Raw genomic sequence first — 11,128 nt, 5'->3', positions numbered from 1 at the left:
ACGCAGCTCTCGCGAGGAGGAACCGGCACGATGAAGGCGATCGCAGTCACCCCGGGGAAAAAGCACAGCGCGCAGGTCGTCGAGGCGCGGCGGCCGAGCGTCGCGGACGTGCCGGACGGCCGCGGCGTGCTCGTGAAGGTGCTGCGGGTCGGCGTCGACGGGACCGACCGCGAGATCAACGACGCGCAGTACGGCCGGGCTCCGGCGGGCGAGCCGTACCTCATCCTCGGCCACGAGAACTTCGGCCAGGTCGAGGCGGTCGGCCCCGCCGTCACGGAGCTCGCGCCCGGCGACTTCGTGGTGGCCACCGTGAGGCGCCCGGGGCGCAGCCTCTACGACGCCATCGGCACCCAGGACATGACCACCGACGACGTCTACCTGGAGCGCGGGATCAACCTCCTCCACGGCTTCCTCTCCGAGCACTACGTGGACTCCGCCGATCACGTGGTCGCCGTCCCCCGCGGCGCGCGGGAGGTCGGCGTCCTCCTCGAGCCGCTCACCGTCGTGGAGAAGGGCATCGCCCAGGCGTACGAGATCCAGCGCCGCCTCCGCGTGTGGCACCCACGCCGCGCGGCGGTGCTCGGCGCGGGGACGATCGGGCTCCTCGCGACCCTCGTCCTCCGGCTGCGCGGGTTCGACGTGACCACCTTCGGGAAGGCTCCGCGGCCGAACCGGAACGCGTCGCTCGTCGAGGCGCTCGGCGCGCGGTACGTGATCACCTCCGAGACGAGCGTCCCCGACGCGTCCCGCCGGGACGGTGCGTACGACCTCGTCCTCGAGGCTTCCGGCTTCTCGCCCCTCGTCTTCGACGGCATGGAGGCGCTCGCGAAGAACGGCGTCCTGGTCCTCTCCTCCGTGACGGGCGGGGAGCGACGGATCGAGGTGGACGCCGACCGGCTCAACCTCGGCTTCGTCCTCGGGAACAAGGTGATGGTCGGGACCGTGAACGCGAACCGCGAGTACTTCGAGCAGGGCGTCCGCGATCTCGCCCACGCCGAGTCCGCCCACCCCGGCTGGCTCGCGAGCCTGCTCACGCACCCGGTGAAGGGGCTCGACCGCGTGAGCGAGCTGTTCGACAAGCTGAACGGCGGCGCGCGGGACGCGATCAAGGTCTACTGCGAGGTCGCCGCGTCATGAGGGGCGACCGATGAGGGAGCTCCACTGGCGCGAGTACCTCGCCGAGGCGGCGCTGCTCGCCGCGTTCATGGCGGTGGCGTGTCTCCTCGCGGTCCTGCTCGATCACCCCGCGTCCGCGGCGACGCGAGCGATCCAGGCGCCGCTCGCGCGGCGCGCGCTCTTCGGCGTCGCGATGGGCGCGACCGCGGTCGCGATCGTCTACTCGCCGCCCGGCAAGCGCTCGGGGGCGCACGTGAACCCGGCCGTCACGCTCGCGTTCCTCCGGCTCGGCAAGGTCCGCCGACGCGACGCGGCGTTCTACGTCGCGGCGCAGCTCGCCGGCGCGACGGCCGGGGTGCTCCTCGCGCGCGCGGTGCTCGGCGACCGGCTCGCCCACCCTGCCGTCCACTTCGTCACCACGCGCCCGGGCCCCGCCGGCTCCGGAGCCGCCTTCGCGGCCGAGGCGCTGATCTCGTTCGTCCTGATGACCGTCGTCCTCGCCGTCTCCTCGTCGCGGCGCGCGGCGTGGACCGGCGTCTGCGCCGGGGCGCTGGTCGCGCTGTACATCACCTTCGAGGCGCCGCTCTCGGGAATGAGCATGAACCCGGCCCGCTCCGCCGGGTCCGCGCTGGTCGCGGGAGAGCTCGGGACGCTCTGGATCTACCTCGCTGCCCCGCCGCTCGGGATGCTCGCCGCCGCCGCGGTCATGCGGCGGCGGGCGACGCGCGCGTGCGCGAAGCTCCACCACGCACCGGACGTCCCCTGTCTCTTCTGCGGCCAGGGGAAGCCCGCCGCCGTCGCCCGGAGGGCCGCATGAACGGCGCGAGTCGTACCGTGGAAGGCGCGGACGGTGGGGCGGTGGCGCATCGTCGCCCCGCGCCCCGCCAGGGGCTCCGGACGCTGATGGCGGCCGCGCCCGCGCGGACCCGGGCGACCATCCTCGGCGTGGCCGCGGGCGTGGTCGCGGCGCCCCTCCTCGCGCCGTCGCTCGGCGTCGGCGCGGCCCTCGCGACCGGCGCGCTCGCCGGAGTCGCGTGGCCGGCGCTGTTCCGTCGATCCACCCCCGGCGAATCGCTCATGTCCGGCGCCGCGCTGGGGCTGCCGCTCTGGGTGCTCGTCGCCGTGGTGCTGGTGCCGCTCCTCGGTGGCGCGGCGCCGCGCTGGTCCGCCGCCGAGCTGCGCGCGCTCCTCCCCGCGCTGGTCGGGTTCGTCCTCTTCGGCGCCGGGCTCGGCGCGCTCGCGCACGGCCTGGCCGCCGCGGCGGACCGCGCGCTCGGCCCCGCGCCGGCTGCCGCGCCCGCGCCGCTGCCCCCGCCGCGCCGGGTGGTGATCCTCGGCGGCGGCTTCGCTGGCTTCACCTGCGCCCGGGAGCTGGAGCGGCTGCTCGAGGCGGACCGCTCGGTCCAGGTGACGCTCGTCTCCGACACCAACGCGCTCCTCTTCACGCCCATGCTGGCCGAGGTGGCCGGCTCCTCGCTCGAGCCGACGCACATCTCGACGCCGCTCCGCTCGAGCCTCCACCGGACCGCGGTCGTCCGGGGCGAGATCGCCCGCGTGGACCTCGCGGCGCGCGCCGTCGTCCTCCGCGCCAGCGACGGGGGGCCCGGCCGGACGCTCCCGTACGATCAGCTCGTCGTCGCGGTGGGCGCGGTGACGAACTATTTCGGCAGCGCCGCCATCGAGGCGACGGCCATCGGGTTCAAGTCCCTGGGCGAGGCCACCCGGATCCGGAACCGGGTCATCGACGCGCTCGAGCGCGCCGAGCGCGAGCCGGATCCCGCCGCCCGGGCCGCGCACCTCACCTTCGTCGTCGCCGGTGGCGGCTTCGCCGGCGTGGAGCTCGCCGGCGCGCTGAACGACTTCGCGCGCGGCGCCCTCGCCGACTACCCTGGGCTGTCGCCGCAGGACGTTCGCGTGCTGCTCGTCCACGCCGGAGACCGGATCCTGCCGGAGCTGTCCGCGTCGCTCGGAGCGTACGCGGAGGCGCGGCTCCGGGAGCGCGGCGTCGAGTTCGCGCTCGGCGCCCGCGTCGCGGACGCGCGGCCGGGCGCGGTCGTCCTGGAGCCGCCGGCGACCGTCGACGCGGCGACGCTGGTGTGGACCGCCGGCGCGCGCCCAAGCCCGCTCCTCGGCCTGCTGCCCGTCGAGCGGGATCGCCGAGGAGCGATCCAGGTGGACGCGAACCTGGCGGTGCCCGGATGGCCCGGCGTCTGGGCAGGCGGCGACTGCGCCGCGATCACCGATGCCGTCACCGGGAGGCCCTGTCCGCCGACCGCGCAGTTCGCGCTGCGCGAGGGGCGCCAGCTCGCCCGGAACGTCCTCGCCGCGCTCCGGGGCGAGGAGCCCCGGCCCTTCCGCTTCGCCTCGCTCGGCGCGCTCTGCGTCATCGGCCACCAGACCGCCTGCGCGGAGCTGCGGATCCCGTTCACGCGCGGGCGGAGCATCCGCTTCTCGGGTCTCCTCGCCTGGCTCCTCTGGCGCGCCATCTACCTCTCGAAGCTGCCTGGCCTGGACCGGAAGGTTCGCGTCCTGTCCGACTGGACGCTCGAGCTGTTCTTCCCGCGGGACATCGTCCGGATCGCCGACGAGCGATCCGCCCCCGTCACGAGGTGAGCCATGAAGATCGCTCCCGCCCTCCCCTTCCTCATCGCGGCCGCGGTCGGCGCCGCCGGCGGCGCGCTCGCGGCGCGCGCCGTGCCCGGGATGCCGGCGGGTCCCGTGGCCGGCGCCGCGGCCGGCGCCGCGTTCGCGGCCCTCGCCCGGCGGCGCGCGACGAGCCCGGGCGCCGGGCTCACCTGGGGCCTCGCCTTCGCGTTCCTGCTCTGGCTCGTCGCCCTCGCCGGGGGGAGCGATCGGGCCGGGGCCGGGCTCGCGCCGTCCGGCTCGATGGCGATGCTCGACGCGGCGCGTGCACGGTTCCCCGAGCTGGTCGCCGCGCTGGTGCTGCTCGGTGCGCCGCTCGGCCTCGCCCTGGGCACGCTCGGCGCCCTCTCCCGCCGCGCGGAGGGTCCGCGGCTCGCCTGGGCGCGCGCGCTCGTCGTCGGTGGGCTCGCCGGGATCGCCGGCGGGGTCGCGTTCGGCCGGTGGATGGCGCAGGCGGGCTTCTTCCCGCTCGTCGCGGGGCTGGTGGGCTCCACGTCGATCGCCGTCGGGATGACGGTCCACCTCGTCATCGCGGTGGTCATCGGGATGAGCCTCGGGGTCCTGTTCCAGCGCGACCTGCGGGGCTTCGGATCGGGGATGGGCTGGGGGCTCGGCTACGGCATCCTCTGGTGGTTCGTGGGTCCCCTCACGGTGATGCCGCTCTGGCTCGGGCGGCCCCTGGACTGGTCGTGGCAGCGCGGAGCCGCGCTGTTCGGCTCGCTCGTCGGCCACGTCGTGTACGGGCTGCTCGCCGGCCTGCTCTACGCAGCGGTGGACCGGCTCTGGGTCGGGCTCTTCACCGGCTCGGATCCGATCCGCCGCGAGCCGGAGGGGCCAGGCCTGAACCTGCTGCGCGCGGTGAGGTGGGGGGCCGGCGCGAGCGTCGCGGGCGGGCTCCTCCTCGACGCGGCGCTCGTGGCCGCGGGCGCGATGCCGGCGCGACCCGGCGCGTTCGGCGAGAGCCTCGCGGTGTCCGCGCTCCTCGGCGCCGCCTACGGCCTGCTCTTCCGCGACGAGGCGCCGGACCGCGGCTCCGCCATCGCCTGGGGGCTCGTCTACGGGCTCGTCCGCTGGTACCTCGACCCGCTCACGCTCGCGCCCATCCTCGCGGGCGGCACCTTCTCCTGGACGCCGGCGGCGGCGAGCGCGCTGCTGCCCGCGCTCGTCGGCCACCTCGGCTTCGGCGTGGTGACGGCGGAGGCGTTCCTCGCGCTCGAGCGGCGCCACGCCGGGTGGCTGCTGCTCGATCCGCGGTTCGCGGCGCGAGCCGCCCGCCGCCGGCGTCCGTCGGGGACCCCCGCGCCGGCGCTGTGGGTGTTCGCGCTCGGGACGGGAGTCCTGCTGCCGATCCTGCTGGGGTGACGCCGAACGGCCCTCGCCGGGCGGCGCCCCGCCTCACGCGCTGGTCGCATCGCCGCGATCGAGCGCGAGGCGCGCGGCGATCCACGCCGCCTGCCGCGCGCGCTCGCCGGCGAACCCATGCGGCCCGCCCTCGATCGCGGCCGCAGCGCGGGCGCACACGTACGCTGCGCTCGGCGCGTTCCCGGCCAGCACCAGGCCGGCGGCGTCGCCCGCGAAGGCCGCCACGAGCGCCGCATCGCCACGGGCAGCCGCCTCCGCCGCGCGCGCCGCCTCGGGGATGGCGGCGACGTCCCCCGCCGCCGCGAGCGCCTCCGCCGCGCGCGTGTCCCCCGCCGCCCGGAGCGCCTCGACGGCCCGGGCCCGGAGCCGGAGGGCGCAGTCGATGCCGAACGCGCCTCGGGCCTCCCGCTCCCAGTCCTCGATGCGAGCGAGCAGCCGGCCCCGGGCGCCGACCACCTGGTGCTCGCCGACGGCGAGCTCACCGTCCAGCTCGGCGAGCCAGAGCTCGTCGTCGAGCCAGTACGGCAGATCGGCGGTCCGGCAGGCGTGGACCCCCAGGTCCCGCCCCGGGCGTGGCGCGTCCACCCAGGCGCCCGGCTCACCGGCGGCGGGCACGGGCCAGCGGAAGCCGGTGAACGGCCCCACCGCGCCCTGGGACAGGAACTTGTACGCGATCACGGGCATCCTCCTCGAGCGCCGTTGGAGGTCAGGGTCAGGACTGCTTCCAGCCGCGGAATGCCGCCAGCAGGGCCTCGCGTGCGCCGGCGCCCAGGTCCTCCTCGGTGAGGCGGCCCGCCGTCTCGATGGTCTCCCTGATCTGGCGGAGGTAGGTCCGGCAGGGCGGGCACCAGCAGAGATGCATCTCGAAGCGGGTGCGGTCTCCGAGCGACAGCCGGCCCTCGACGTAGTCAGAGGCGAGCTCGACCAGCTCCCGGCAGGACAGCTCCTTCGGATCGGGCGCGCTCATCGACCACCCCCATCGCTCATCAGCCGCTCCAGGGCGGCGCGGACCTTCGACCGGGCGCGGTGGAGCAGCACGCGCTGGTTACCGTCGGAGAGGCCGAGGGCCTCGCAGACCTCCCCCGAGTCGAGCCCCTCCACGTCGCGCAGGGTGATCACCGCCCGCTGGTTGGTGGGCAGGCGCTCGATCTCCTGCTTCACGAGCGCCGCTGCCTGGCTCGTCATCAGCCGCTCCTCCGCCCACGGCTCGGGCGGCCGCGACCAGTTGTTCGCATAGCGGGCCCCGTCCGGCTGGAACCGATCCGGATCGACCGCCGGCTCGTCCTCGCCGTCCTCCTCGAGCGCGGACATCGGCACCAGGCGCCCGTCGCGCGCGCGACGGGTCTTCGCGCAGTACACCGCGATCCGGAAGATCCACGTCTTCACCGAGCAGCGCCCCTCGAAGGCGTCGATGCCCTTCAGCACGCCGAGCCATGCCTCCTGGGCCACGTCCTCGGCGGCGGCATCGCTGCCGAGGTACGCCCGCGCGACGCGGACCACCGATCGGTGGTACCGGCCCACGAGCTCGAGGAAAGCCGCCTCGTCCCCCGCGCGGAGGGCCGCGACCAGCTCCCACTCGTCGGGCCGCTCTGCTGGGGTCCCGACCATCGTCGCGCGCTGCACCCCGACCTCCCCGGCGCCCCGGGCGCCGCCGTCCTGGCGGCGAGAGGTGGAGGGGGCCGGGGTGCGCGTTACGCGGACGCCCCATCCGGCGCCGCGGCGGACCGGGACGGACGGGCGGCGCGGCAGCTCTCAGCGCGGCAGCGGCAGCGACAGCTGGGTGGGGCCCGCGGCCCTGGCCGTACGCGCGTCCACGGCCGCAGCGGGGGAGCGTTCGCGCCGCCGCCCGGGCGCGTTGGCGCCGGCCGGCCCGAACACGGTCCGCCCCCCGTAGCCCGGGCTGGCGGCGCGCTCCGCCTCGAGGAAGGCCTCGACCGTCGGGCCCGTCGCCACGGCCTCGAGCCGCCGCGCCTCGGCGTCGAGCCGGCGGATCGCGGCGAGGCGGTCGTCGCTTCCGAGCTTCGCGCGGTCGACGGCGCCCCGGAGCACGCGGATGGTCTCGTCGTACACGCGGACCGGAACGGGAAACGGGTGACCGTCCTTTCCGCCGTGCGCGAGGGAGAACCGCGCCGGATCCGTGAACCGGCACGGCGTGCCGTGCACCACCTCCGCGGCGAGGGCCAGCGACAGCACCGTGCGCGCGCCGACGCCCGGGGTGAGCAGGAGCTCCGCGAAGTCGCGCGGGCCGCGCTCCGCGGCGGCGGCGAGCGCGCCGTGCAGCCGCCGGAGCACGACGTCGCCCGGCCGGACATCGTGGTGCGCCGGCATGTCCAGGTGGGGCGCGCGGTCGAGGCCGCGCAGCGCGGCGACGACGCGGTCCGGCCCGCCGCGCACGAGGTCGAGCTGCGCCGCGCGCGCCGCCGCCGCCCGGCGATCCGTCAGGTTCACGATCGTGCCGCCCGGGCGTCCCTCGATCGCCGCGTGCGGCTCCTCGACGAACGAGCGCAGCCCCTCGGACAGCCAGTGATACCGCCGCGCCCGCCGGCGCACCGGATCCATGCCCTGCTGCACCACGACCCACGCGCCGTCGGACGCGACTACGAACGCGTGCAGGTAGAGCGCGTGCCCGTCCTGGACCGCGGCGCCGTCGACCTTCGCGACGAGCCGGCTCGATCGCGCCAGCGCGTCGCCGTCCAGGCCGCACCGCTCGCCGAAGGCGACGAGCTCCTCGGGGGTCCGGCGCGAGTGCCGGCCGCGCCCTCCGCAGACCTTCAGCCCGAGCTCGCCCTCGAGCGGCGCGAGCCCACGCTGGAGCGCGCCGACGACGCTCGTCGTGATCCCGGACGAGTGCCAGTCCATCCCCATCACCGCGCCGAACGCCTGGAACCAGAACGGATGCGACAGGCGGCGGAGCAGCTCCGCGCGCCCGTACACGTGGACGATGGCCTCGCCGACGACGCGCCCGAGGCGCGCCATGCGCTGGAACAGCCAGGGCGGCACGCGCCCCCCGTGGAGGGGCAGGTCCGCGGTGCCCGTCGCGGAGGCGCGCGGACCGGGGGAGCGGCGGGGGCTCGCGCCGGCGGGCATGCCCGTCACGTAACCCTCGCGGACCGGGGCCGCACGCGCGCGCCCCGGCGGCCCGCCGTCGCGGCGCGATCCACCTTCTCCCCATGGCACGGCGCGCACGGGAGCCGGGCACCGGGACGGCGGAGCCGCTCGTGCCCGCTCACCCCACCCTGCCCGCCCTCCGGGCGGCCGCTCGCGAGTGCCGCGCGTGTCCGCTGTGGGAGCGCGGCACGCAGACGGTGTTCGGGGCTGGCAGCCCCCACGCCGAGGTGATGCTCGTCGGCGAGCAGCCCGGCAACGAGGAGGATCTCACCGGCGCGCCGTTCGTCGGCCCCGCGGGGCGCCTCCTCGATCGCGCGCTCGCCGAGGCCGGCATCGACCGGAGCACCGCGTACGTCACGAACGCCGTGAAGCACTTCAAGTGGGAGCCTCGCGGAAAGCGGCGCATCCACCAGAAGCCGTCTCCCGGGGAGGTCCGCGCGTGTCATCCGTGGCTCGCCGCGGAGATCGCCGTCGTTCGGCCGCGCTCGCTGGTGTGCCTCGGCGCGACGGCCGCGCAGGCCCTCCTCGGCCGGACGTTCCGCGTGACCGTGCACCGGGGCGAGCTGTTCGCCTCGCCCCTCGCGCCGATCTTGATGGCGACGGTCCACCCGTCCTCGATACTCCGCGCCCCTGACGACGCGGCGCGGAGGACGGAGCTGGCGCGATTCGTCGAGGACCTGGCGCGCCTCGCGGACGCGCTCCGGTCCGGGCGCGCCGGCGCGGAGGAGCTCCCGGCGCCGCCGTGAGGCGGGGATCGCCTACCCGAGGTAGCGCCCGAGGATGGGCCGGAGGCGCTCCTTGACGTCGGGGGCGAGGCGGGAGCGGTCGGACCAGATGGCGAGGGCGAGGGCGGACTGGCAGGAGCAGGGCTTGTCGAGGGCGGCGACGAGGGGGACGGCGCGGCGGACGAGCTCGAGCGCGTTCTGGGTCGCGGCCTTGACGTTGCCGAGGATCTCCTCGATGAGCCTGGCCTGGTCGAGCGAGGCAGGGTGCGGCTTCCAGCAGTCGTAGTCGGTGGGGAGGGCGACGAGGGCGTAGCAGAGCTCGGCCTCGCGGGCGAGCTTGGCCTCGGGCATCACCGTCATGCCGATGAGGGAGGCGCCCCAGCTGCGGTGGAGCTCGCTCTCGGCGCGGGTGGAGAACTGGGGCCCCTCCATGCAGACGTAGGTGCCGCCCTGGTGGATGCGGGTGGGGAAGCCGGTCCCGGCCTTCACGAGGACGTTGCGGAGGGTCGAGCAGAAGGGGTTCGCGAACTCGACGTGCACGGCGAGGTCGTCGAAGAAGGTGCCCGGACGCCGGTGGGTCTTGTCGATCACCTGGTCCGGGATGACGAGGTGGCGCGGGGCGACCTCCTCGCGCAGGCTCCCCACCGCCCCGCTCGCGAGGACGTGGGTGACGCCGAGCGACTTGAGCGCCCAGATGTTGGCGCGGTAGGGGACGGTGGAGGGGTTCTTCAGGTGGCCCTCGCCGTGCCGGGCGAGGAGCGCCACCGGGACCCCCGCCACCTCGGCGAGGGTGATCGGGCCGGAGGGACGACCGTAGGGGGTGTCCACCTCGCGGAGCTCGCCGCCGCCGAGCGCGCCGAGCGCCTCGCCGAGCCCCGTGCCGCCGATCACTCCGACCATCACCCGAGACATCGAAGGCCTCCTCGCGCCGCGGTCGCGGCGAAGGGTCGAATCTACCCCGACACCGGACGGGCGGACATCGCGTCGTTCCGGACGGAAAGTCGGAGCCGGAAAAGAAAAAGGCCCGCCGGCGCGAATCGCGCGGGCGGGCCAAAAAGATGCGGCAGCGACCTACTCTCCCACACCGCTTCCGGTGCAGTACCATCGGCTCTGGTGGGCTTAACTACCGTGTTCGGGATGGGAACGGGTGTGACCCCACCGATATAGCCACCGCAAACTTGTATAAAGAGCAGAAGGACGAAGCCTTCTGACAACCGTACGAAGGGTAATGGAGCATCGCGCAGCGCGGCAGAGTTGCGAGATTCTAATCGAAGCATCTCGATCTCGACCTCGAGCAGGTCACCTACGACCTGAGAAGAGGGAGACCAAGCCGCACGCCCTATTAGTACCGGTCAGCTGAGCGCCTCACAGCGCGTACACCTCCGGCCTATCGACCTCGTAGTCTTCGAGGGGGCTTCAGGGGCTTGCGCCCGGGAGAAGTCGTCTTGAGGTTGGCTTCCCGCTTAGATGCTTTCAGCGGTTATCCTTTCCGCACATAGCTACCCAGCGATGCCTCTGGCGAGACAACTGGTACACCAGCGGTGCGTCCATCCCGGTCCTCTCGTACTAAGGACAGATCCTCTCACTTCTCCTACGCCCACGGCAGATAGGGACCAAACTGTCTCACGACGTTTTGAACCCAGCTCGCGTACCGCTTTAATTGGCGAACAGCCAAACCCTTGGGACCTGCTCCAGCCCCAGGATGCGATGAGCCGACATCGAGGTGCCAAACCGCGTCGTCGATGTGAACTCTTGGACGCGATAAGCCTGTTATCCCCAGAGTACCTTTTATCCGTTGAGCGATGGCCCTTCCATACAGAACCACCGGATCACTATGACCTGCTTTCGCACCTGCTCGACCCGTCGGTCTCGCAGTCAAGCTCCCTTATGCCATTGCACTCGACGCCTGGTTTCCAATCAGGCTGAGGGAACCTTAGCGCGCCTCCGTTACTTTTTGGGAGGCGACCGCCCCAGTCAAACTACCCACCAGCCATTGTCCCCAACCCCGATGAGGGGTCCAGGTTAGACACCAGAAATCGCCAGGGTGGTATTTCACCGTTGCCTCCCCCCAAGCTAGCGCCCGGGGTTCATAGGCTCCCACCTATCCTACACAAGCAATTCCTAGTGTCAGTGGCAAGTTGTAGTAAAGGTTCATGGGGTCTTTCCGTCTTGCC

At 74.1% G+C, this 11,128-nt stretch carries 10 protein-coding genes and 2 rRNA genes (1 of these 12 cut by a window edge); 5 read left to right on the top strand and 7 right to left on the bottom strand.

Annotated features, from left to right (window positions below; genetic code table 11):
• Nucleotides 1-30 precede the first annotated feature (30 nt).
• The 4 genes from AMOR_RS25485 to AMOR_RS25470 are packed head-to-tail and all read left to right on the top strand — an operon-like array spanning nucleotide 31 to nucleotide 5,121.
• Complete coding sequence (locus tag AMOR_RS25485) at nucleotides 31-1,137, top strand: glucose 1-dehydrogenase (RefSeq protein ID WP_248355360.1); 1,107 nt, start codon at nucleotides 31-33, stop codon at nucleotides 1,135-1,137.
• Nucleotides 1,138-1,147: 10 nt separating this feature from the next.
• Nucleotides 1,148-1,933: an MIP/aquaporin family protein gene (locus tag AMOR_RS25480; protein WP_248355359.1), complete on the top strand. Its 786-nt coding sequence runs from the start codon at nucleotides 1,148-1,150 to the stop codon at nucleotides 1,931-1,933.
• 41 nt (nucleotides 1,934-1,974) lie between these two features.
• Nucleotides 1,975-3,729, top strand: a complete 1,755-nt coding sequence (locus AMOR_RS25475) for an NAD(P)/FAD-dependent oxidoreductase (protein ID WP_248355357.1) — start codon at nucleotides 1,975-1,977, stop codon at nucleotides 3,727-3,729.
• A gap of 3 nt (nucleotides 3,730-3,732) precedes the next feature.
• Nucleotides 3,733-5,121, top strand: a complete 1,389-nt coding sequence (locus AMOR_RS25470; protein WP_248355355.1) for a hypothetical protein — start codon at nucleotides 3,733-3,735, stop codon at nucleotides 5,119-5,121.
• Between the two features lie 33 nt (nucleotides 5,122-5,154).
• Here AMOR_RS25470 and AMOR_RS25465 read toward each other — a convergent pair whose 3' ends face one another.
• The 4 genes from AMOR_RS25465 to AMOR_RS25450 all read right to left on the bottom strand — a co-directional run bounded on the left by AMOR_RS25465 (nucleotide 5,155) and on the right by AMOR_RS25450 (nucleotide 8,208).
• Nucleotides 5,155-5,799: a hypothetical protein gene (locus tag AMOR_RS25465; protein ID WP_248355353.1), complete on the bottom strand. Its 645-nt coding sequence runs from the start codon at nucleotides 5,797-5,799 to the stop codon at nucleotides 5,155-5,157.
• Between the two features lie 34 nt (nucleotides 5,800-5,833).
• The gene (locus AMOR_RS25460) at nucleotides 5,834-6,088 is read right to left on the bottom strand and encodes an anti-sigma factor family protein (RefSeq protein ID WP_248355351.1); all 255 of its coding nucleotides are present in this window, start codon (nucleotides 6,086-6,088) and stop codon (nucleotides 5,834-5,836) included.
• Nucleotides 6,085-6,744 (bottom strand): RNA polymerase sigma factor, encoded by a 660-nt coding sequence (locus tag AMOR_RS25455; protein WP_248355349.1) that lies wholly within the window; start codon nucleotides 6,742-6,744, stop codon nucleotides 6,085-6,087. Before AMOR_RS25455 ends, AMOR_RS25460 begins: the two co-directional genes overlap by 4 nt.
• A 129-nt stretch (nucleotides 6,745-6,873) precedes the next feature.
• Nucleotides 6,874-8,208 (bottom strand): DUF763 domain-containing protein, encoded by a 1,335-nt coding sequence (locus AMOR_RS25450; RefSeq protein ID WP_248362609.1) that lies wholly within the window; start codon nucleotides 8,206-8,208, stop codon nucleotides 6,874-6,876.
• 83 nt (nucleotides 8,209-8,291) lie between these two features.
• On the opposite strand from AMOR_RS25450, the gene AMOR_RS25445 reads away from it, so the two are divergent.
• The gene (locus AMOR_RS25445) at nucleotides 8,292-8,975 is read left to right on the top strand and encodes a UdgX family uracil-DNA binding protein (RefSeq protein WP_248355347.1); all 684 of its coding nucleotides are present in this window, start codon (nucleotides 8,292-8,294) and stop codon (nucleotides 8,973-8,975) included.
• Nucleotides 8,976-8,987: 12 nt separating this feature from the next.
• Here AMOR_RS25445 and mtnP read toward each other — a convergent pair whose 3' ends face one another.
• The 3 genes from mtnP to AMOR_RS25430 all read right to left on the bottom strand — a co-directional run.
• Nucleotides 8,988-9,866, bottom strand: a complete 879-nt coding sequence (mtnP, locus tag AMOR_RS25440) for an S-methyl-5'-thioadenosine phosphorylase (RefSeq protein ID WP_248355346.1) — start codon at nucleotides 9,864-9,866, stop codon at nucleotides 8,988-8,990.
• A gap of 146 nt (nucleotides 9,867-10,012) precedes the next feature.
• Nucleotides 10,013-10,129 (bottom strand): 5S ribosomal RNA (gene rrf / locus AMOR_RS25435).
• 146 nt (nucleotides 10,130-10,275) lie between these two features.
• Nucleotides 10,276-11,128, bottom strand: a 23S ribosomal RNA gene (locus tag AMOR_RS25430) (it continues 2,125 nt past the right edge of the window).

It is taken from the genome of Anaeromyxobacter oryzae, from assembly GCF_023169945.1.
GTDB lineage: Bacteria > Myxococcota > Myxococcia > Myxococcales > Anaeromyxobacteraceae > Anaeromyxobacter > Anaeromyxobacter oryzae.
Note: the sequence above shows the minus strand (reverse complement) of the source record. Positions and strands in the feature narration are given on the sequence as shown.

What these genes read in the sequence shown, in the direction of transcription:
- AMOR_RS25485 (WP_248355360.1), top strand. Translation starts at nt 31, where the DNA reads ATGAAGGCGATCGCAGTCACCCCGGGGAAAAAGCACAGCGCGCAGGTC.
- AMOR_RS25450 (WP_248362609.1), bottom strand. Translation starts at nt 8,208, where the DNA reads ATGCCCGCCGGCGCGAGCCCCCGCCGCTCCCCCGGTCCGCGCGCCTCC.
- AMOR_RS25480 (WP_248355359.1), top strand. Translation starts at nt 1,148, where the DNA reads ATGAGGGAGCTCCACTGGCGCGAGTACCTCGCCGAGGCGGCGCTGCTC.
- AMOR_RS25445 (WP_248355347.1), top strand. Translation starts at nt 8,292, where the DNA reads ATGGCACGGCGCGCACGGGAGCCGGGCACCGGGACGGCGGAGCCGCTC.
- AMOR_RS25460 (WP_248355351.1), bottom strand. Translation starts at nt 6,088, where the DNA reads ATGAGCGCGCCCGATCCGAAGGAGCTGTCCTGCCGGGAGCTGGTCGAG.
- mtnP (WP_248355346.1), bottom strand. Translation starts at nt 9,866, where the DNA reads ATGTCTCGGGTGATGGTCGGAGTGATCGGCGGCACGGGGCTCGGCGAG.
- AMOR_RS25470 (WP_248355355.1), top strand. Translation starts at nt 3,733, where the DNA reads ATGAAGATCGCTCCCGCCCTCCCCTTCCTCATCGCGGCCGCGGTCGGC.